This is a genomic window from Pseudomonas sp. LABIM340 (genome assembly GCF_040017195.2).
Lineage (GTDB): Bacteria > Pseudomonadota > Gammaproteobacteria > Pseudomonadales > Pseudomonadaceae > Pseudomonas.
Genome location: NZ_CM200227.1, coordinates 5,289,123 through 5,308,711, shown reverse-complemented (window position 1 = coordinate 5,308,711; position 19,589 = coordinate 5,289,123). Strand labels below are relative to the sequence as shown.

The window sequence follows — 19,589 nt, the reverse complement described above, 5'->3', positions numbered from 1 at the left end:
CGAACCCTGTACCGGCAGGTACATGGCCGAATCGCTATTCCTCGAACGCCTGCCGGTATTCCCCCGGCGTCCCGCCTACCACTGACCTGAAGCGGTTCGCGAAATGGCTGGCACTGGAGAACCCGCAGGCCAGGGCGACCTGGCTCAGCGGCTGGCGGGTGTCGCGCAGCAGGCGCTGCGCCAGGGCCACGCGGCGGGCCAGGACGTACTGGTGCGGCGGCATACCGAAGCTTTCGCGGAACATCCGCGCGAAGTGGTATTCCGACAGCGCCGTCTGCATCGCCAACTCGCCCAGCGACAGCGGCTGGTCGAGGCGCTGCTCGATGTAGTCGGCCACGCGCCGGCGCATGGTCGGCGCCAGTCCGCCCTTGAGCTTCAGGCCTTCGCGCATGCCCACCTGGTTCAGCAGCAGGTGATCGATCAGGTCATGGGCCAGCGTGCTGGTGCGGATGCGCTCGCCGGGCTCGTGCCAGTCGAGTTTCACCAGTTGGCGAAAGCGTGCGGCCTGCTGCGGGTCGTCGAGGAAGGTGCGTTCGTGGAGTTGCAGTTCGCGCGGCTCGCGATCGAGCAGACGGATGCAGCCGAGCGAGAACTGCTCCTGGCCGATGTAGAGGTGCGCCAGGCGGATGTCGCCGTTGACGATCCAGGCCGACTCGGCGCCGGCCGGCATCACGCAGAGCTTGTCCGGCGCGCCAGTGGCGCCGGGCGCGCCGCGGCGGAAGGTGCCGGTGCCGTCGTTGAGGTAGCAGGACAGCGTGTGGTGGCTCGGCGCGTGGTAGTCGCGGGCGTCGTGGCTGTTGCTCCAGATCGCAGCGGACAGCCCGTCGCCCAGCTCGGCGCAACGCTCCAGGCGGGCGTTGGGCGAGGCGTTCATCGACTGGAAAACTTCGAGCTGCGAAATGGCTGACATGGGTGTTCCTCTGTTGCCTTCACTCTACCCGCGCGGGCGCGCCTTGCCAGCCCGGTTGTCGCAATAAGCGCAAGAATCTGCAAGCCGGCGCCGAGGGCGGGCGGGAGACTGTTTCCGTAGGATTTTCGGAGACCGCCATGAACCTCTCGCTCTACCTGCTCACCGTGCTCATCTGGGGCACGACCTGGATCGCCATCAAGCTGCAGGTTGGCGTGGTCGCCATTCCGCTGTCCATCGCCTACCGCTTCAGTCTGGCGGCGCTGGTGCTGTTTGCCCTGCTGCTGGTTTCGCGGCGGTTGCAGCCGCTGGGACGGCGTGGGCAGGCGATCTGCTTCGCCCAGGGACTGTGCCTGTTCTGCGTGAACTTCCTGTGCTTCTACACCGCCAGCCAGTGGATCCCCAGCGGGCTGGTCGCCGTAGTGTTCTCCACCGCGACGCTTTGGAACGCGCTGAATGCGCGGGTTTTCTTCGGTCAGCGGATTGCGCCCAACGTGATGGGGGGTGGAGCGTTCGGGCTGGCGGGTCTGGCGCTGCTGTTCTGGCCGGAGCTGTCCGGGCATCAGGCCACGCGGGAGACCTTCTACGGCCTGGGGTTGGCGCTGCTCGGCACGCTGTGTTTCTCGGCGGGCAACCTGCTGTCGAGCCTGCAACAGAAGGCCGGGCTGCGGCCGCTGTCGACCAACGCCTGGGGCATGCTCTATGGCTCGCTGATCCTGCTGGCGATCTGTCTGGTACAGGGCGTGCCGCTGACTTTCGACAGCAGCCCGCAGTACGTCTGGTCGCTGCTGTACCTGGCGATTCCCGGTTCGGTGATCGGCTTCACCGCCTACCTGACGCTGGTCGGGCGCATGGGGCCGGAGCGTGCGGCCTACTGCACCGTACTGTTCCCGGTGGTGGCGCTGAACGTCTCGGCCTTCGCCGAGGGATACCAGTGGAGCCTGCCAGCGCTGGCCGGGCTGGGGCTGGTGATGGTCGGCAACGTGCTGGTGTTCCGCAAGCCCAGGCCGGTGCTGCAGCCGGCACAGGCCTGACGTTCCTCGTAGCTTGGTAGGGCGAATAACGCGCCAGCGTTATCCGCCGCCGAGGTGTCGGCGGATAACCTGTTCCAGGTTATGCGCCCTACGAAAAGCGCATCAGGCCTTCCAGGTCTGCGGGTTGACCAGGTTCTTCGGCCGCTCGCCACGCAGGGCGGCTTCGAAGTTGTCCAGCGCGCACTCGGCCATGGCCTGGCGGGTTTCGTGGGTGGCCGAGCCGATGTGCGGCAGGGTCACGGCGTTGGGCAGGGCGAACAGCGGCGATTCGGCCAGCGGCTCCTTCTCGTAGACGTCCAGGCCGGCGGCGAGGATGCGTTTCTCCTGCAGCGCTTCCACCAGCGCGGCTTCGTCGATCACCTGGCCGCGGGCGATGTTCACCAGGATGCCGGTAGGCTTCATCAGCTCCAGCTCGCGCTTGCCGATCAGCTTGCGGGTCTTGTCCGACAGCGGCACCACCACGCAGACGAAATCCGCCTCGCCCAGCAGTTCCTCGAAGCCGCAGAAGCGCGCGCCGAATTCCTGTTCCAGCTCGGGCTTGCGGCTGTTGCCGTGGTAGAGGATGTCCATGTTGAAGCCGAAGCGGCCACGGCGGGCGATGGCCGCACCGATACGGCCCATGCCGAGGATGCCGAGCTTCTTGCCGTGTACGTCGACGCCGAAGTGCTGGGCGTCCACAGTGCGCTTCCACTGCCCGGCCTTGGTCCAGGCGTCCAGTTCGGCGGTGCGCCGGGCGGCGGCCATGATCAGGGCGAAGCCGAGATCGGCGGTGGTTTCGGTCAGCACGTCCGGGGTGTTGGTCAGCGGGATGCCGCGCTGGTTCAGGTAGTTCAGGTCATAGTTGTCGTAGCCGACCGAGACGCTGGAGATGACTTCCAGCTGCGTGGCCTGGGCCAGCTGCTTCTCGCCCAGCGGGCGGCCGACGCCGATCATGCCGTGGGTGGTCGGCAGCGCGGCGGCCAGCTGTGCATCGACGTCGCCCAGCTTGGGGTCGAGCACGGTGACGTTGAACTGACTGCGCAGGCGGTCGAGGTGTTCCGCGGCAAGGCGGCTGAAGACGAAGACGTTCTTTTTCATGGCTCTCGGACGGCAGGGGGCGGAGGGGGCTTAACCCTACCATTGCCGAGCCAGAGCGGCGCAAGGCCTGCGTGCGCGCCGGGCGATTATCGAACGTGGGGTGGTGTGCGGCGGGGAAGAAGATGGGTTCGCGGGCAAGCTCACTGAACACCGGGGTAGGGAGTTACACAGTGAGCTTGCCCGCGAAACACGACAAAACGGATGGTCAGGGTCCCACATCGGCGAGGCCGGCGCCATCGGCCTGGAGCACTCCGGGGAGATTTTCTCGCAGGTACGCGACCCAGGTCTTGATCTTCGCATCCAGGTACTGGCGCGACGGGTACAGCGCGTAGACGTTGAGGATCTGCAACTTGTAGTGCGGCAGCACGCGCACCAGCGAGCCGTCGCGCAGGCCGTCGATGGCCGAGTAGACGGGCAGGGCGCTGATACCCATGCCCGAGCCGATGGCCTCGGTCATGGCGTCACCGACGTTCACCTGGAAGGGCGAGGGGCCGAGGGTGATCATTTCCTGGCCGTTGGGGCCGTCGAACAGCCACTTGTCCAGCGGCAGCACCGGGCTGATCAGGCGCAGGCAGTCGTGATCCATCAGCTCGGTCGGGGTTTTCGGCGTGCCACGCCGGGCCAGGTAGTCGGGCGAGGCGCAGAGGATGCTGTAGGTCTCGCCGATGCGCTGGGACACCAGGCCCGAGTCGGGCAGTTCGGAGGCGACCACGATGGCCACGTCGAAGCCTTCGTCGAGCAGGTCCGGCACGCGGTTGGCCATGGTCAGCTCGAAGGTCACGTCCGGGTGCAACTGGCGGTAGTTGGCGATGGCGCGGATCACGTAGTGCTGGCCGATGCCGGTCATCGAGTGTACGCGCAGGCGGCCGGCGGGCCGGGCGTGGGCGTCGCTGGCCTCGGCTTCGGCTTCCTCGACGTAGGCGAGGATCTGCTCGCAGCGCAGCAGGTAGCGCTGGCCGGCCTCGGTGAGGGCGATCCGCCGGGTGGTGCGGTTGAGCAGGCGGGTCCGCAGGTGGGACTCCAGATTGGCGACCGCGCGGGATACGTAGGCGGTGGTGGTGTTCAGCTGCTGCGCGGCGGCGGTGAAACTGCCGGTTTCCGCGACACAGGCGAACGCACGCATGGTCTGCAGTGTGTCCATTGGGGCCTCGTCAGTGGGGCGTCTGTCCCGGGTGGCGACGCCAGTGAAGCGATACGTCGTCGCCGGCGGCATGTCCTTGATGGGTGGCAATGCGCGGAGCAGAGCGGGGGCGGCCTATTGTCACATGGATGGCGACACACATTGTTTCATTATCGGTAATAAACAATCACAAATCAGCCGGCTTATCCGTTCCCTTCCCCATCCCTAGAATTCAATCGCCGCCAATGGCTTTGCCGGCATCTCCACGCTTAAAAGCCCCACGCTGAAAAGCTAGACCACTTCCAGGACCTCCACCGTGTCGCGTCACCTCATGAAAGGACTGACGTTCGTCGGCTCCTTTGTCATTTTTTCAACAATCGCCGGATGTATCAGCACCAACGGCATCGCCCCGCAGGAACAACGCCTGGGCGACACCGAGCTGGCCACCGACGCCGCCATCGCGCACGCCAACCAGGAAGCTGGCTGGCCGGCCGAGCAGTGGTGGCGCGCCTATGGTGATCCGCAGTTGAATGCCTGGGTGCAGACCGCGCTGGAGGGCAGCCCGACCCTGGCCCAGGCCGAGGCGCGGGTGCGCATGGCCATGGCCATGGCCGGCATTGCCGAGTCCGCCGAGTCGCCGCAGATCGGCGTGGATGCCTCGCTGACCCGCCACCGCTGGCCGACCGACTACTTCTACGGTCCGGGCGACCTGGCCGACAGCACCACCTTCAACAACAACGCCGCCCTGGGCTTCAATTATTCGCTGGACCTCTGGGGCCGCGAGCGCAGCAACACCGAGCGCTACGTGAACATCGCCAAGATGACTGCCGCCGAGGCGCGCATGGCCCAGCTGGAGTTGGAGGGCAACATCGTCCGCGCCTACATCCAGCTGTCGCTGCAGTACGCCAAGCTGGACATCGGCAAGGCCATGCTGGCGCAGCAGCAAGGCATCCTGGCCCTGGCCCAGCGCCGCCTCGACGGTGGCATCGGCACGCACTTCGAAGTCAGCCAGGCGGAAGTCCCGCTGCCGGAAACCGAGCGCAAGATCGAAGCGGTGGACGAGGAAATCCAGCTCACCCGCAACCAGATCGCCGCCCTCGCCGGTAAAGGTCCCGGCGCCGGCACCTCGATCCAGCGCCCGAGCCTGAAGCTCGCCGCAGGCCCCGGGCTGCCCAGCAAGCTGCCGATGGAACTGCTCGGCCACCGCCCGGACGTGGTTGCCAGCCGCTGGAAGGTCGCCGCGCAAGCCAAGGGCGTGGACGTTGCCCGTGCCGAGTTCTACCCCAACGTCGACCTGGTCGCGAGCATCGGCTACAGCGCGGTCGGTGGCGGTGTGCTGGAGTTCCTCAACGCCGAGAAATTCACCTACGGCGTCGGCCCGGCCATCTCCCTGCCAATCTTCGACGGCGGTCGTCGCCGCTCGCAGCTGAGCCAGGAATCCGCCGGTTATGACGCCGCCGTGGCGCAGTACAACCAGACTCTGGTCAATGCCCTCAAGGGCATCTCCGACCAACTGATCCGCATGCACTCCATGGAGCTGCAGGAAGGCTTCGCCGCCAAGTCCGTGGCCTCGGCCCAGCGCACCTACGACATCGCCACCAAGGCGTACCGTGGCGGCCTGACCGATTACCTCAACGTGCTCAACGCGCAGACCCGCCTGTTCCAGCAGCAGCTGGTGGAGCAACAGGTTCGCGCCGCGCGCCTGGCTACCCATGCCGGCCTTGTCGTCGCCCTGGGCGGCGGCCTGATGGACAAGCAGGAAGGCCCGAAAGAGACGAAGATGGTCCCCGAGACCGTCGACGTCCGCGCGGCCAGCGAGCGCTGAGATGGCCGGCGATTCCTTCAACGGCAGCACCGCCACCCGCCAGCTGGCTCCGCTGGACGCCCTGCGTCGCGCGCTGCTGGAGTGGGGCCGCAGTGACGGCGTCACCTGGATCTACATTGCCAAGGTGCTGCTCGCCGCGCTGCTGACCCTGTGGCTGGCGATGCGCCTGGAACTGCCGCAGCCGAGCACGGCGACCATCACCGTGTTCATCGTCATGCAGCCGCAGAGCGGCCAGGTATTCGCCAAGAGCTTCTACCGGATTCTCGGCAGCCTGGTCGGGCTGACCGTGATGGTCGCGCTGATCGCCATCTTCGCCCAGCAGCGTGAGCTGTTCCTGCTGGTCTCGGCGCTGTGGATCGGCCTGTGTACCGTCGGTGCCGCGCGTTACCGCGACTTCCGCTCCTACGCCTGCGTGCTCGCCGGCTACACCGCCACGCTGATCGGCCTGCCCGCCACCCTGCACCCGGAAGCCGCGTTCATGTCGGCCATCTGGCGTGTGCTGGAAATCAGCCTCGGCATCCTCTGCTCCATGGTGGTCAGCGCCACGCTGTTCCCGCAGACCTCCAGCACCGCGATGCGCAGCGCGCTGTACCAGCGTTTCGGCGCTTTCGCCGGCTTCGTCCTGGACAACCTCGGCGGCGGCGAGCGGCCCAAGTTCGAGGCCGCCAACGTGGCCTTCGCCTCCCAGGCCGTAGGCCTGGAAGCGCTGCGCAGTGTCACCCGTTTCGAAGACCCGCACATGCGCCTGCGTTCCGGCCGCCTGTCGCGCCTGAACAACGAGTTCATGGTCCTGACCACCCGCTACCACGCGCTGCACCAGTTGCTTTCGCGCCTGCGTGCGCAGGAAGCCGAGGCCGTGTTGCGTGCGCTGCAGCCGTGCCTGGACGAACTCGCCCAGGTGCTCGCCCCGTGGCGCGGCCAGTCGGTCACCGACCGTGATGCCGAACGCCTTGCCGCCCAGCTGGAAAGCCACCGCACGCGGATGATGCAACGCATCCGCTCTGGCCGCGCGCAACTGCTGGATGAGCAGGACGAGCCGTCCGCGCTGCTGGACTACAACACCGCCGGCGAGCTGCTCTACCGCCTGGCCGACGACCTCTACAACTACGCCCTGACCCACGCCTCCCTGGCCGCGCACAAGCACGAGCGGGAGAACTGGAAGCACGGCTTCTCGCCCAAGGCCAACCTGGTCGCCTCGCTGGTGGCCGGTGGGCGTACCGCACTGATGGTGCTGGTGTTCGGCATCTTCTGGATCGAGACCGCCTGGCCCAGTGGCAGCACCTTCGTGCTCAACGCCGCCGCCGTCGCCGCGCTGGTGTCGGCCGCGCCGGACCCGGCAAAGATGGCCATGCAGATGGCCGTGGGCACTTTCTTCGCGGCCATCCTCGGCTTCTCGGAAACCTTCTTCGTGTTCCCGCACCTGGACGGTTTCCCGCTGCTGGCCTTTGCCCTGGCGCCGGTGTTCGCGGTGGGCGCGTTCTTCTCGATCAAGCCCAAGTACGCCGGCTACGGCCTGGGCCTGCTGGTGTTCTTCAGCTTCGGCGCGATCCCGGCGAACCTCACCGTCTACGATCCGGGCCGCATGCTCAACGAGTACATCGCCCTGGTGATCTCGCAGAGTCTGGCGGCCGTGGTCGCCGCGGTGATCATGCCGCCGACCAGCGCCTGGCTGTGGCGCCGCCTGGAGAAGGACCTGCGCCTGCGTGTGGTGGAAGCCATCAGCGGCAAGCTCGACGGCCTCGTCTCGTCCTTCGAGAGCGGCACCCGCGACCTGCTCAACCAGGCATACGGCGTCGCCGCGCGCAGCCCGCAGATGCAACGCCGCCTGCTGCGCTGGACCTTCGTGGTGCTGGAGATCGGCCATTCGATCATTGAGTTGCGCGTCGAGCAGGAGAACCTGCCGAACGAGCCCTGCTATGCGCAGTCGTCGCCCTGGCGGCAGTCGATTCGCGCCATGGGCCGCGCGCTGATCCGCCTGTTCGTCAAGCCGTGCGAGGCCAACCGCGAGCGCGCCCTGGCCGCCGTGGAGCAGGCCATCGACTGCGTCAAGACCACCGACGAGCCTCGCGCCCCGGACTTCGAAAGCTCGCCGCTGCGCCGCGTGCTCAGCTACCTGCACTTCATCCGCAGCAGCCTGCTCGACCCGCAGTCGCCGCTGCGCGATGGCGAAACCTCTTCTGGAAGATCGACCCATGTTGCCTGACCTGCCCCGCGAGATCGCGTTCCACGGGGTCTACATGCCGACCCTGACCCTGATGTTCCTCGTCGCCGCACTGATCAGCTGGGGCATCGACCGCATCTTCGCCTCCATCGGCCTGTACCGCTTCACCTGGCACCCGGCGCTGTTCCGCGTGTGCCTGTTCGCCTGCCTGTTCGGCGGCCTGTCTCTCACTATCTACAAGTAACGAGCGTGCACCCATGACTCTCAAATCCATCATCAGCCTGCTGGCGACCCTGATCATCCTGGCGGTCGCCGCGTTGATCGGCCGCGCCCTCTGGGTGAACTACATGGATACGCCCTGGACCCGCGACGGCCGGGTGCGCGCCGACATCATCAACGTCGCCGCCGACGTCTCCGGCGTGGTGGTCGACGTGCCGGTGCGCGACAACCAGCAGGTGAAGAAGGGCGACCTGCTGATGCAGATCGACCCGGACCACTACCAGATCGCCGTGAAGCAGGCCCAGGCCCTGGTCGACTCGCGCAAGGCCACCCTGCAGATGCGCCTGCTCAACGCCAAGCGCCGCCGTGCCATGGACGAGGAAGTCGTCTCCCGCGAGAGCCTGGACGACGCCAGCAACACCGCCGCCGCCTCCGAGGCCGACTACCAGCAGGCTCTGGCCGCGCTGGACGCCGCCAAGCTGAACCTGGAACGCACCCAGGTGCGCGCCTCGGTGGACGGCTACGTGACCAACCTCAACGTGCACCGTGGCGACTACGCCCGCGTCGGCGAGGCGAAGATGGCCGTAGTCGACGAGAACTCCTACTGGATCTACGGCTACTTCGAAGAGACCAAGCTGCCGCACATCCGTGTCGGTGACCCGGCCGAGCTGCAACTGATGAGCGGCGAGCGCCTGAAGGGCCATGTCGAGAGCATCGCCCGCGCCATCTACGACCGCGACAACCCGGAAAGCCGCGAGCTGGTGGCCGACGTCAACCCGACCTTCAACTGGGTGCGCCTGGCCCAGCGCGTGCCGGTGCGCATCCATATCGACGACGTGCCCGAAGGCGTGCTGCTGGCGGCAGGCATCACCGCCACCGTGATCGTCAACCCGCAGAGCCGCAACGCGGAACACTCCGACGGCGCGGCTGCGGCGGCGCAGTGAGCTGATGGGATGAATGAAACGGGAGCTTCGGCTCCCGTTTTCGTTTGAAGGGTGTTCCGCGGACGTTCGCTGCCTGGGGCTACCCTCACCCCAACCCAGTCCGTGCAGGCAGAAACCCCGGTGCAATTCTGCGGCTACTCATGCAGCCGGCTAGCGCCGATCGACTCTCGGCACAATCGGCCCCCTCTCCCTCCGGGAGAGGGTTGGGGTGAGGGCTGCGCAAGCCTGAGTGGGCAGAGCAACTTGCGCTTGCCCCCGATTTGTCATGCCTCGCCATTGGCTTGAGGCCGCGGTGCTATGCCCGCCACCGCCAGCGCCTCATGCAGTGTCGACAGCAGATAGCGAGCCTCGACGACCTGGTCGATGCCGTGCCGCGCCATGTCGGCGCGCAGGTAGCTGTTGACCCGTCCGAATACCATTTGCACGCCTTGCCGCGAGAGGTTCTGGTACAGCTCCAGCAGCGTCCGGGCCGCCGAATAGTCCAGGCTGGTGATGGCGCCAGCATCGACGATGAACCAGCGCAACCCGGTGGGAGCCAGAGCGACCAGCTGCGAGACCTGGCTGGCGAAGAAGGTGTCGTTGGCATAGAACAGATCGGCGCCGAAGCGGAAAACGATCAGCCCCGGTGCGGTTTCCAGGCCCGGCTGCACGTCCGTGGGGTCCCAGCGGCCGCTGGCGTCCGGCACCAGCATCTGCGTGTGTGGGCGGTAGCTGTGGCGCACGTGATGCAGCATCGACAGCGCCACGGCCAGCAGGATGCCCTGTTCCACTCCCACCGCCACCGCGGTGGCGGCGGTGATCAGCGCCATGCGGAACTCCACCGGGCTTTCCCGGCGCATGGCGCGCAGGGTCTTCACGTCTACCAGCCCGACGGCGATCGACAGCACTACCGCCGCCAGCACGCAATGCGGCAGGTACTGCAGCCACTGGCAGAGGAACAGCAGCACCAGCGCCACCACGACCACAAAGCCCAACTGGGCGACCTGGCTGCGCGCGCCGGCCTGCTCGGCCATGGCGGTCTGGGTAGGGCTGCCGTTGACCACGAAGGTGCCGCTGAAGGCCGCCGCCGCGTTGGCCGCCGACAGGCCGAGGATATTGGCGTTCTGGTCATCGTGCTCATGGTGGCGGTCGGCGTAGACCCGGCTGGCGGCAGAGCTCTGGGCGATGATCATGACGAAACAGGCGCCGGCGATCGGCAGCAGGGCGACGATGTCCTGCCAGCCAAGTCGGGGCAGGGTCAGCGAAGGCAGCCCTCCGGCCACCGGGCCGAGCACCTGGATGCCCTTGCCGGCGAAGTCGAACAGTGCGCTGGCGGCGATACAGCCGACCAGCATCAGCAGCGGGATGGGCAGTTGCGGTGCCCAGCGCTTGGCGGCGAACAGCACCAGCAGCAAAGGCAGGGCCAGTGCGGCGGTGAGCAGGTGGACCTGCGGCAGGTGGCCGAGCACGTACAGCAGCTTGCCCAGCGAGCTGGGGGCGGCGACCGTGAGCCCCAGCAGATCGCCGCTCATGGCCAGCGCCACTTGCACACCGACGCCGGCAAGGAAGCCGGTCAGCGCCGTGCGCGACAGGAAGTCGGCGAGAAAGCCCAGCCGCAGCAGACGTGCAATCAACAGCAGCGCAGCCGTGAGCAGCGCCACGGTGCCGGCGAGGGCGACGTACTGCGGGCTGCCGAAGCTGGCCATGCCGGACAACTGGCTGGAGAAGATGGTAGCGGTGGCCGAATCCGCCGCCACCACCAGATGCCGCGAGGCGCCGAAGAAGGCGAAGGCCAGCAGCGGCAGCAGCGCGGTGTAGAGCCCGGTGACTGCCGGCATGCCAGCGATGCGCGCATAACCGAGCAGCTGGGGGATGTCCATCGCCGCCAGCGAGACGCCAGCCAGCGCGTCGCGCAGTGCGCCTTTGCGGGTGATGGGGCGAATGCCCTGGAGGAGTTTCACGGGAAATGCCATGGGTGCTCTACCTGGAGAGTGGTGGGGCATTCGAGCAATGGCGCCGGCCGGCGAACAGCGGGCGACTTCCCAAGGGCTTATCGGAGTCTTCGCTGCAATCCGTCAGGCGTCACCGCGCTGGCGATTCTTGTAGCTGCCGCGAATGTTCATCGCCGCCAGGCACAGCTGCAGCAGAACCAGCGCATAGGCCTTGGCAGGAATGCCCCAGGCGATCCACAGCGCATTGCTGGCGAGAAAGACCCAGAAGCCGATCTTGCGCCGTTTGCGCTCGCGCGAGCCGACCAGCCAGGCGGCGAGGACGGTGACCAGCATGGCGGGCCATTGCAGCAGATCGATCAGTTGCATGCGGGTACTCCCACAGGGCTTTGCTGCTTGAGACCTGTGGGGCCGAGCAAAGGTGCGAACAACCGGCCGGCTTCACGGGGCTATTCGTATTGTGGCGCAGTAGTTCGTTCGAGCGATTGTCGACCCGTTCTGGACCATTAGGCTGGACCGCGCAGTCTCGCTGTGCCGCTCGATGCGGCGGTTGAAAATGACATAAGAACAAAGACTAAGGAGAGGTAAGGTCATGAGTGAGCAAACGCCACAAATCCGTCCCAAGGTTTTCTTCGATGCCGCCGTCCTGGTGGCCTGGGTGGTCGGTGTCGCGATCGTCGGGGTGATCCTGGGCTTCAAGGCGATCTGGGCGCCGTTCTTCTGCGCCATCCTGTTCAGCGTCTATAACAAGGACACCCAGCGCATACCCGGCATTCTCTGCGGGGCGGTGACCGGCGTCTGGCTGGCGTGGGGCATCGTCGTCGCCATCGGCCTGCTCAAGGCGCTCATGGACCCGATCCTGGCGACGGGCATCGTCCTGTTCGTCGGTGTCTACATCATTTTCTGCGGTGGTCTGTTCGCGCCGTTGTTCATCAATCACAGCGCCTTTGTCTTCCTCACCGTCGCCCTGGCGACCCACCTGGCCGAGCCGCCGCTGGCAATCAGCGGGCTGATCCTGATCGGTGGCGGCATCCTGCTGGCGGGGGAGGTGGCGCTGCTCAATCTGCTCGCGCGACTGGGTGCAAAACCCAAGGTCTCCGCACTGCCCACCTCGGCCATCGACTGACTTCCCACCGTGGCCGGTTCCCATCCGAATCCAACGGGCGGAATCGGTCACGAGCAATCCCGGAGGCGGGGGCGCGCCACCCTCGGTGCGGCCTGTAGTCGATGTTCTTGCCTGGGTCGGGGCAGGCCGTCAGATCAACCCTGGCGCAGCAAAGTGCGGACGAACCGGGTAGCCATCGAGCAGCGCGTTGGTTTTCTCCGGGTCCAGTTCGCCGTTGAAGGGCACGCCCAGCGCCTGGCGATGGATGCCGGTGGACGCCAGCCACAGGGTATCGATACGCGCGGCCAGCGCGCCGGGCACGTCGGTCACCAGCGAATCGCCAACGAACAGGATGTGCTTCGCGCCGCGCGCTTCCAGCTGCCGCTGGGCGATGCGGAAGGCCGACGGATCGGGCTTGCCGTACCAGTGCACGCTGCCGCCTTCCTCGGCGAAGGCTTCGGCCAGGCGACCGGCGCCGAACACCGTCTTGCCGCCGGACACCACCACGCGGTCCGGGTTGGCGCAGAGGAAGGGTTTGTCGGTGGCGCCGCGCAACGGGGCGAAGCGCTCTTCCAGTTCATCCTGCGGGAAGCTGCCGACTCCGAGGATCAGCGAAGCGGCATGGATATCGTCACAGAAGCGCTCGCGGATCTCCGCCGGCCAGGTGGTCAGCGCATCGCCAACGCCGACGGTGTAGATGCCGCCGCGCTGGAAGTCCCGCTCATGGGTGAAGGCGTCGATGGCCAACTGGCCGGAAGTGGTGATGCCGGCGAACAGCTCGCGGGAGACACCCAGCCGCACCAGGGTGTCGGCCATTTCCGGGACGCTGCGTGAGGCGTTGCTGAGGAACCACACCGGCTTGCCTTCGGCAGCGCGGCGGGCGAGCCAGTCGAGGGCGCCGGGGAACACCTCGACACCGTCGATCAGCACGCCCCAGAGGTCAAGCAGGAAGCCGTCGTAGTCGGCGCAGAAGGCATCCAGGCCGGCATGGTCGATGTAGCGGGTGTGGGTGACGGCGCTGAAGCGGGAGCTGGTCATGGCGTGCCTGTGAAACGGTGGGAATGCGCCCACGTTAGCGCACTCTCGCCATGACGGTGTGACAGATACGCCAATCAGTGCGCCGGGTGTGGCGGGCGTTCCTCGCCGAAGGTGTCCGCCAGCCAGCCCTTGAGCTGACAGCCGGCGAAGGCCGAGGTGCTGCACTCGCCGCTGGCCAGGGCCTGTTGCAGCTTGCCGATGTCGGCCTTCTGCACGTAGGCGATGGCGTCGGTCATGTCGTCTTCGGCGCCGTAGCCGCCCTGGACCATCTCCTTGAGCGCGTTTTCCTTGCTCCAGCCCTGGATCACCGTGCGGTACATGGCGGCGAACAGGCCGGTGCGGTCACGCCCGTGCTTGCAGTGCATCAGTACCGGGCCGTTCTGCTCGGCACTCTGCAGGATGCGCAGAACCTTCAGCACGTCGGCGTCGTCGACGCGGTCGGCGTGGGTCGGGAAGCTCACCGCCTGCATGTCGTGCTGGCCGATCCACTCGCGGTCGTCGTCCTTGATGAAGCTCACCACGGTCTTCACCTGCAGGCGCTGCAGCTCGGGCAGGTCGGCGCTGCCGGGCAGGGCGCTGCGGTAGAGGGTCGGCGACATCTGGTAGAGGTTGAACGACTTGTCCACTGGCTTGGCCCAGTCGACCGGCGTCTCGCCGGCCGCCAGGGCAAGCGGGCCGAAGGTCAGGAGAGCGGCGGCGATGGCGCCACGGAGAATCGAAGGCAGGGACATGGGGACTCCTCTAAGGTCGCGCTACCTTAGGGAGAGGCCGGTTGTGCCCGGATGAAAAGCAGGTGAAGAAAGCGTGAATACCTGTCAGCGTGAGCCGCTTGGCAGGAAGCGATCGAGCACGCCGGGGCGGAAGAACCACCAGACGCACAGCGGGTAGCACAGGTAGTTCAGCGCGTAGATCAGCAGCGCTGCCGGGCTCGGGGTGTTCTTCCACGCGGCCATGCCGACGAGGATGGCGTAGAGCACTGCCAGCCCACCGCCGTACAGCGCAGTCAGCCGCCAGCGCTCGCCGGTTTCCGCCAGCCGCTGGTGCCGGCGGGCGAACCAGAAGGCCATGGCGGCGGCGATTACCGCGGCCACCAGCAAAGTCGCCGGTACACCGCCGACCCGCAGCAGCCCGCGCGCCACCACGTTGAGGAAGAAGGCGGCGAGGATGCCGGCGAGAGCGAGGTAGCGGACCTGGTAGGTCATCAGAGTTGCCCGTCGAGGCCGAAGCGCTTCTTCAGCACCTTGTCCAGCAGGCCGGTGGGCAGCCAGCGCGAGAGCAGCGGCAGGGCCCGGCTGCCGTTGCCGATGCGCAGCAGGCGCGGGCGCGGGGACTTTTGCGCGGCGGCCAGCAGTTCGCGGGCGAAGTCGCCGGCGGGCGTGGGTTTGTCCTGGGAGGCCGCGGCGCGTGCCTGGATGAACTGGCGCAGCGGCCACCAGGCGGAGTCTTCGCTGACTACCGCGGCCATCTCGCGGCTGGCGTTGGCGCCGAAGTTGGAGGCGATGGCGCCGGGCTGCACTTCCATCACCTCGATGCCGAAGGGGGCCAGCTCCAGGCGCAGAGCGTCGTTGAGCGCGTGCACCGCCGCTTTCGATGCGCAGTAGGCGCCGGCGAAGGGTGTGACCAGCACTCCGGACACGCTGCCGATATTCACCACCAGCCCGCGCCGCGCCCGCAGCGCCGGGAACAGTGCGCGGGTGACGCCGACCACGGCGAACACGTTGGTTTCGAACTGCCGGCGGATCGCCTGGCTGCCGCCGTCCAGCAGCGGGCCCATGGCGCCGTAGCCGGCGTTGTTGATCAGCACATCGAGGCCGCCGGCTTCACTCTGCAGTAGTTCGGCGAGGCGCTCCACGGCGGGTTCGTCGTTGACGTCCAGCAGCACGCCACGCAATCCCGCCTGGCCGAGTGCGGCGACGTCTTCATCCCGGCGGGCGGTGGCCCAGACCTGGTAGCCGGCGGCCTGGAAGGCATCGGCGAGGGCGCGGCCGATACCGCTGGAGCAACCGGTGATGAGGGCGACGGGTTGGGGCATGGTCTGGCAGTCCTTTGGGCTATGAGCGCGGACTACCGTACCGGATTGTGCGGGGCAGGTGAATCAGTTGCCGAAACGGCCGCTCACCCGCTCGGCGCGGAATTCCAGGGTGCTGGCGCGGTAGCCGGGGCGCAGCGGCGGCAGCGGCAGGCAGTCGCTCCAGCTGTCACCGGCGAGCAGGGCGCCGGGGCCACGGTAGCGCGGGGCTTCGTAGAGGTTTTCGGCAAGGTCGGTGGTGTCGCCGGGGCGGTAGGCGGCGACTTTCCAGCGCAGTTCCAGCAGCGGACGCGAGGAGCCGTTCTTCAGGCTGACGGCCAGCGGGCGGCCGGGCTGGCACTGCTCGGGCTGGTAGGCGATGCGCAGTTCCAGGTGCTGGAGCTGGCGGGCGTCGCTGTTGTCCTGCCAGATGGCGATGGCGATCACCGAGGCCAGCCCGACCAGCCCGGCGCCGGAGATCGGCAGGGCGCGGGAGGGGTAGCGGATCAGCAGGATGATCCAGGTGACGATCAGCAGGATGCCGTACAGCATGGAGCGCTCCGCGCGGGGTATCGAGCATTACCTTAGCAGGCGGCGGGGTGGGGCGGGTTGATGTAGCGCGGCTCTTGTAGGAGCGAGCTTGCTCGCGAACCGCCCAGCACCGGAGCTCCCCTGTAGGAGCGGGCCATGCCCGCGATCCGTCGGCAGGGCCGACGTTTTCTTTTGCTCCGATGTTGGTCCTGTATGGCTGCGTTGGCTTGGGTATTACTGCGTCGCTTCGACGTGCGCGCGGACTTCGTGTTTCGCCCCCTCGGGCGAGTTACTTTGGCAAACGCCCCAAAGTAACCAAAGGTCTTACCCCAATCATCCGGTTTTTCGCCTAGGCGAAAAATACCCTCGTTGAAGCGAAGTTTCAGGGGCCCGCTGCGAAGGGCCATCCCTGGCCCATCGCAGCTCTCGCGACATCCATGTCGCTCAACCCCTGAAACTCCACTTCAACGAGGCCTCCTGAACGGGGCAGTCGGAGTGCGCGGATATTTCACTGGAAGACCTCAGGTGCCAAAGCCAAAGCCGGGGGCGGGAGGTTGGGATATTCGGGTCTTCGTAGGAGCGAGCTTGCTCGCGAACCATCCCCGCGCCGACGTACCCGCTTTTCGTAGGAGCGGACCTTGTCCGCGATTGGACCCATCCCCACCGAACCCACGGCGAAGCACAAACGTAGGATGGCGTGGAGCGCAGCGATACCCATCGATTGCTGTGGGGGCAGCACGGGTATCGCAAGCTCCACCCATCCTGCGAAAGCCCTCAACACCACAGCTTTGGCTTTGGCTCTTGAGGTCTTCCAGCGAAACAACCGCACGCGCCGAAGTGCCCCTTTCAGGAGGCCGAAGGTGATCGGAGTTTCAGGGGCCGAGCGACATGGATGTCGCGAGTGCGTTGCCGGGACAGGGATGGCCCGTCAACGCGGGCCCCTGGAACTCCGAGGAACCGAGGGTACTTTTCGCGAAGCGAAAAGCCGGATGGCAGGGGCGAGACCTTTGCCCACTTTGGGTCGTTTGCCAAAGTGGGTCGCCCGAAGCGGGCGAAATCCAGAGTCCGCGCGTACGCCGAAGCGGCGCAGAAGTGCCCAAGCGGAAGCAGCAGACCTGCAACACCAGAGCAAAAGAAAACGTCGGCCCTGCCGACGGATCGCGGGCATGGCCCGCTCCTACAGATTTTTGGTACGCCAATTTTGCGATCAGCATGCATTCCTATGAAGCAGTACCGCCATTTCGCGTGTGAATTTTCCGTATCATCCCAATCCGCCTCAGGAGATCTAACAGCGGCCAAGTCGACTCAGTACCTTTGCGCTCGGTGCTGAACACACTGTACTTGGCGGCGTGCCGCTCCCGACAGATTTTGCGGTCTTTGCTGATCCGTAGCTTTGCTATGGTCGGGTAGCGCGCAGTCATACAAGACCCGAAAGGGGAAAGCTGCGGGCCGTTCCAAGTGCGGTGTTCAGGTACCCGATCGCCCCTACTGAACAGGGGGTGACAATGAACAGTTACTTGGAGATTCACCATGCTTCGAATGACCACTTTCGTCACTGAGTCGGACCTTCGCCACCCGGAGGCCCGTCATGGATAACGAAATCCTCATCCCCACCACCTTCATCCGTCACCGCCGCCAGTTGCGGGCGTTTCTGCTCGATGACGAGCCCTGGTTCTGCGTCAGCGACCTGGGCCGGTTGATCAACCGGCCGCTGGACGAGCGACTGCACAACAGCCTCGATGCCGATCAACTGCAGAGCTGCTGGATACGCGACAGCTGCGGCGACTACGAAAAGGCGCTGCTGGTCAGCGAGTCCGGCGCCTATGCCGCGCTGATCTTTCACTTCCATCCGGAGAACCGCAGCATTCGCCACTGGCTCAATCGACAGGTCGTGCCAGCGTTGCGCAGCGCGGAGCATCCCGCGTTGGGGCCCAGGGAGCGGCAACTGTGCTGGGCCGATCAGCATCTGGGCGTGCTGGAGTGGCACGGGCGGTTGTGGGTGCCGTTCGATGATCTGACGGTGATTGGCCGGCTGGAGCACCCCGAGGGTCCGGGCAGCGTGTAGGGCGCATAACGCCGCAGGCGTTATCCGCCAGTTCGGCGGATAACCCGTTCCGGGTTATGCGCCCTACGCATTCAGGCATAAAAAAGCCCCCGCACCGAAAGGTGCGGGGGCATTGGCGCCGATGGGGGAAGCGCCGGATCCTCGCGTGGAATCAGCGCACGACGGCGCGCAGCTCCACGTTCTCGGTGGTACGGCCGTAGACGTCTTCCAGGCGCTCGATGTCGTCTTCGCCCAGGTAGCTGCCCGATTGCACTTCGATGATCTCCAGCGGGATCTTGCCCGGGTTGGCCAGGCGGTGGACCGAGGCGATCGGGATGTAGGTGGACTGGTTCTCGGTGAGCAGGAAGGTGTTGTCGTCACAGGTTACCTGGGCGGTACCGGAGACGACGATCCAGTGCTCGGCGCGGTGGTGGTGCATCTGCAGCGACAGGCGTGCGCCCGGCTTGACGGTGATGTGCTTGACCTGGAAGCGGCCGCCCATGTCCACCGAGTCGTAGGAGCCCCACGGGCGGTAGACCTGGCAGTGATTCTGGGTCTCGCTGCGGCCGGCGGCGTCGAGCTGGTTGACCACCTTCTTGACGTCCTGCACGCGGTCCTTGTGGGCGATCATCATGGCGTCCTTGGTCTCGACCACCACGATGTCCTCCAGACCGACCACGGAGACCAGCTTGCCGTTGCCGTGCACCAGGCAGTTGTGGCTGTCATGCACCACCACGTCGCCCATGGTGACGTTGCCGTTGGCGTCCTTTTCGTGCACTTCCCAGATCGAGGACCAGCTGCCCACGTCATTCCAGCCAGCAGCCAGGGGCACCACGCAGGCGCGGCGGGTCTTTTCCATCACGGCGTAGTCGATGGAGTTGTCCGGGCAGCACTCGAAGGTGGCGGCGTCGATGTTGATCAGCTCACCGTCGTGCTGGCTACGCTCAAGTGCCAGCAGGCAGGTGTCGTAGATGTCGGCGTCGTGCTTCTTCAGTTCTTCCAGGAAGCGGCTGGCGCGGAACAGGAACATGCCGCTGTTCCAGAAGTAGCCGCCTTCCTCGACGAACTGCTGGGCGCGGGCTTCATCGGGCTTCTCGACGAAGCGCTCGACGCGGATGACGCCATCCGGCAAGCCGCGCTCGTCGCCGGACTTGATGTAGCCGTAGCCGGTTTCCGGGCGGTCGGCGGGGACGCCGAAGAGCACCATCTCGCCCTTTTCGGCGGCGTTGGTGGCCAGTGCCAGGGCGCGCTGGAAGGCGCGCTGGTCTTCGATCACGTGGTCGGCCGGGAGGATCAGCAGCAGTTCGTCACGGCCTTCGGCCATGAGCTTCATGGCGGCGATGGCGACCGCGGGGGCGGTGTTGCGGCCAAAGGGCTCGAGCAGGATCGACTGGGTCTTCAGGCTCAGCGCTTCGAGCTGTTCCTGGACGATGAAACGGTGTTCCTGGTTGCTCACCACCACCGGCGGCTCCATGCCTTCGAACACCAGGCGCTCCAGGGTCTGCTGGAACAGGGTGTGTTCGCCGGTCAGGGCCAGGAACTGCTTGGGATACTGTTTGCGCGAAAGAGGCCAGAGTCGCGAGCCGCTACCACCGGAAAGGATTACTGGGATCATCGGATTTCTCCTAAAGCGTTTGCGTTCTGTTGG

The 19,589-nt window shown here is 66.3% G+C and carries 18 protein-coding genes; 7 read left to right on the top strand and 11 right to left on the bottom strand.

Translation table 11 applies throughout. From position 1 onward, the window contains the following. Positions 1-34: 34 nt before the first annotated feature. A complete protein-coding gene (locus tag ABKS89_RS24400) occupies positions 35-910 on the bottom strand; it encodes a helix-turn-helix domain-containing protein (RefSeq protein ID WP_138216109.1) in 876 nt (291 codons plus the stop codon). A 137-nt stretch (positions 911-1,047) separates the two neighbouring features. Between ABKS89_RS24400 and ABKS89_RS24395 the strand changes: the two genes are divergently transcribed. Continuing rightward, a complete protein-coding gene (locus ABKS89_RS24395; protein ID WP_138216110.1) occupies positions 1,048-1,941 on the top strand; it encodes a DMT family transporter in 894 nt (297 codons plus the stop codon). A 102-nt stretch (positions 1,942-2,043) separates the two neighbouring features. On the opposite strand, the gene ABKS89_RS24390 is transcribed toward ABKS89_RS24395, so the two are convergent. Both ABKS89_RS24390 and ABKS89_RS24385 read right to left on the bottom strand, forming a co-directional pair. Further along, on the bottom strand, positions 2,044-3,018 hold the full coding sequence (locus ABKS89_RS24390; protein WP_138216111.1) for a 2-hydroxyacid dehydrogenase: 975 nt from the start codon (positions 3,016-3,018) through the stop codon (positions 2,044-2,046). A 205-nt stretch (positions 3,019-3,223) separates the two neighbouring features. Next, positions 3,224-4,159 (bottom strand): LysR family transcriptional regulator, encoded by a 936-nt coding sequence (locus ABKS89_RS24385; protein WP_081516204.1) that lies wholly within the window; start codon positions 4,157-4,159, stop codon positions 3,224-3,226. Positions 4,160-4,469: 310 nt separating this feature from the next. Here ABKS89_RS24385 and ABKS89_RS24380 point away from each other — a divergent pair, with 310 nt between their 5' ends. Genes ABKS89_RS24380 through ABKS89_RS24365 form a run of 4 tightly spaced genes read left to right on the top strand, consistent with a single transcriptional unit; the run spans position 4,470 to position 9,287 of the window. Then, complete coding sequence (locus ABKS89_RS24380) at positions 4,470-5,963, top strand: efflux transporter outer membrane subunit (RefSeq protein WP_171039462.1); 1,494 nt, start codon at positions 4,470-4,472, stop codon at positions 5,961-5,963. Between the two features lies 1 nt (position 5,964). After that, positions 5,965-8,166: an FUSC family protein gene (locus tag ABKS89_RS24375; protein ID WP_348587368.1), complete on the top strand. Its 2,202-nt coding sequence runs from the start codon at positions 5,965-5,967 to the stop codon at positions 8,164-8,166. Position 8,167: 1 nt separating this feature from the next. Then, on the top strand, positions 8,168-8,368 hold the full coding sequence (locus tag ABKS89_RS24370; protein ID WP_138216197.1) for a DUF1656 domain-containing protein: 201 nt from the start codon (positions 8,168-8,170) through the stop codon (positions 8,366-8,368). Positions 8,369-8,381: 13 nt separating this feature from the next. Beyond that, entirely contained in the window at positions 8,382-9,287 is a 906-nt protein-coding gene (locus ABKS89_RS24365; RefSeq protein WP_192401047.1) for an efflux RND transporter periplasmic adaptor subunit, read from the top strand. 263 nt (positions 9,288-9,550) lie between these two features. On the opposite strand, the gene ABKS89_RS24360 is transcribed toward ABKS89_RS24365, so the two are convergent. Both ABKS89_RS24360 and ABKS89_RS24355 read right to left on the bottom strand, forming a co-directional pair. After that, on the bottom strand, positions 9,551-11,239 hold the full coding sequence (locus ABKS89_RS24360) for a SulP family inorganic anion transporter (RefSeq protein WP_348587367.1): 1,689 nt from the start codon (positions 11,237-11,239) through the stop codon (positions 9,551-9,553). 102 nt (positions 11,240-11,341) lie between these two features. Further along, a complete protein-coding gene (locus ABKS89_RS24355) occupies positions 11,342-11,584 on the bottom strand; it encodes a hypothetical protein (RefSeq protein WP_348587366.1) in 243 nt (80 codons plus the stop codon). Positions 11,585-11,807: 223 nt separating this feature from the next. Between ABKS89_RS24355 and ABKS89_RS24350 the strand changes: the two genes are divergently transcribed. Then, a complete protein-coding gene (locus ABKS89_RS24350; protein ID WP_348587364.1) occupies positions 11,808-12,341 on the top strand; it encodes a hypothetical protein in 534 nt (177 codons plus the stop codon). 129 nt (positions 12,342-12,470) lie between these two features. On the opposite strand, the gene ABKS89_RS24345 is transcribed toward ABKS89_RS24350, so the two are convergent. The 5 genes from ABKS89_RS24345 to ABKS89_RS24325 form a co-directional block, all read right to left on the bottom strand. Further along, a complete protein-coding gene (locus ABKS89_RS24345) occupies positions 12,471-13,358 on the bottom strand; it encodes a TIGR01459 family HAD-type hydrolase (RefSeq protein ID WP_348587363.1) in 888 nt (295 codons plus the stop codon). Positions 13,359-13,432: 74 nt separating this feature from the next. After that, positions 13,433-14,089, bottom strand: coding sequence for a tyrosine-protein phosphatase (locus ABKS89_RS24340; protein ID WP_348587362.1), 657 nt, complete (start codon positions 14,087-14,089; stop codon positions 13,433-13,435). Between the two features lie 84 nt (positions 14,090-14,173). Beyond that, the gene (locus tag ABKS89_RS24335; RefSeq protein WP_348587361.1) at positions 14,174-14,560 is read right to left on the bottom strand and encodes a hypothetical protein; all 387 of its coding nucleotides are present in this window, start codon (positions 14,558-14,560) and stop codon (positions 14,174-14,176) included. Beyond that, positions 14,560-15,390, bottom strand: a complete 831-nt coding sequence (locus ABKS89_RS24330) for an SDR family oxidoreductase (protein ID WP_138216120.1) — start codon at positions 15,388-15,390, stop codon at positions 14,560-14,562. Before ABKS89_RS24330 ends, ABKS89_RS24335 begins: the two co-directional genes overlap by 1 nt. Before the next feature lie 63 nt (positions 15,391-15,453). Then, positions 15,454-15,918, bottom strand: a complete 465-nt coding sequence (locus ABKS89_RS24325) for a multidrug transporter (protein ID WP_138216121.1) — start codon at positions 15,916-15,918, stop codon at positions 15,454-15,456. A 1,567-nt stretch (positions 15,919-17,485) separates the two neighbouring features. On the opposite strand from ABKS89_RS24325, the gene ABKS89_RS24320 reads away from it, so the two are divergent. Further along, on the top strand, positions 17,486-17,962 hold the full coding sequence (locus ABKS89_RS24320; protein ID WP_348587359.1) for a BRO-N domain-containing protein: 477 nt from the start codon (positions 17,486-17,488) through the stop codon (positions 17,960-17,962). Between the two features lie 151 nt (positions 17,963-18,113). Here the strand turns inward: ABKS89_RS24320 and ABKS89_RS24315 are convergent, their stop codons facing one another. Further along, complete coding sequence (locus tag ABKS89_RS24315; protein WP_348587357.1) at positions 18,114-19,556, bottom strand: mannose-1-phosphate guanylyltransferase/mannose-6-phosphate isomerase; 1,443 nt, start codon at positions 19,554-19,556, stop codon at positions 18,114-18,116. Positions 19,557-19,589: the final 33 nt, after the last annotated feature.

Bases quoted from the DNA above. Each gene is read 5' to 3' on its own strand.
- ABKS89_RS24400 (WP_138216109.1), bottom strand. From the start codon at position 910: ATGTCAGCCATTTCGCAGCTCGAAGTTTTCCAGTCGATGAACGCCTCG.
- ABKS89_RS24395 (WP_138216110.1), top strand. From the start codon at position 1,048: ATGAACCTCTCGCTCTACCTGCTCACCGTGCTCATCTGGGGCACGACC.
- ABKS89_RS24390 (WP_138216111.1), bottom strand. From the start codon at position 3,018: ATGAAAAAGAACGTCTTCGTCTTCAGCCGCCTTGCCGCGGAACACCTC.
- ABKS89_RS24385 (WP_081516204.1), bottom strand. From the start codon at position 4,159: ATGGACACACTGCAGACCATGCGTGCGTTCGCCTGTGTCGCGGAAACC.
- ABKS89_RS24380 (WP_171039462.1), top strand. From the start codon at position 4,470: ATGAAAGGACTGACGTTCGTCGGCTCCTTTGTCATTTTTTCAACAATC.
- ABKS89_RS24375 (WP_348587368.1), top strand. From the start codon at position 5,965: ATGGCCGGCGATTCCTTCAACGGCAGCACCGCCACCCGCCAGCTGGCT.
- ABKS89_RS24365 (WP_192401047.1), top strand. From the start codon at position 8,382: ATGACTCTCAAATCCATCATCAGCCTGCTGGCGACCCTGATCATCCTG.
- ABKS89_RS24360 (WP_348587367.1), bottom strand. From the start codon at position 11,239: ATGGCATTTCCCGTGAAACTCCTCCAGGGCATTCGCCCCATCACCCGC.
- ABKS89_RS24355 (WP_348587366.1), bottom strand. From the start codon at position 11,584: ATGCAACTGATCGATCTGCTGCAATGGCCCGCCATGCTGGTCACCGTC.
- ABKS89_RS24350 (WP_348587364.1), top strand. From the start codon at position 11,808: ATGAGTGAGCAAACGCCACAAATCCGTCCCAAGGTTTTCTTCGATGCC.
- ABKS89_RS24345 (WP_348587363.1), bottom strand. From the start codon at position 13,358: ATGACCAGCTCCCGCTTCAGCGCCGTCACCCACACCCGCTACATCGAC.
- ABKS89_RS24340 (WP_348587362.1), bottom strand. From the start codon at position 14,089: ATGTCCCTGCCTTCGATTCTCCGTGGCGCCATCGCCGCCGCTCTCCTG.
- ABKS89_RS24335 (WP_348587361.1), bottom strand. From the start codon at position 14,560: ATGACCTACCAGGTCCGCTACCTCGCTCTCGCCGGCATCCTCGCCGCC.
- ABKS89_RS24330 (WP_138216120.1), bottom strand. From the start codon at position 15,390: ATGCCCCAACCCGTCGCCCTCATCACCGGTTGCTCCAGCGGTATCGGC.
- ABKS89_RS24325 (WP_138216121.1), bottom strand. From the start codon at position 15,918: ATGCTGTACGGCATCCTGCTGATCGTCACCTGGATCATCCTGCTGATC.
- ABKS89_RS24320 (WP_348587359.1), top strand. From the start codon at position 17,486: ATGGATAACGAAATCCTCATCCCCACCACCTTCATCCGTCACCGCCGC.
- ABKS89_RS24315 (WP_348587357.1), bottom strand. From the start codon at position 19,556: ATGATCCCAGTAATCCTTTCCGGTGGTAGCGGCTCGCGACTCTGGCCT.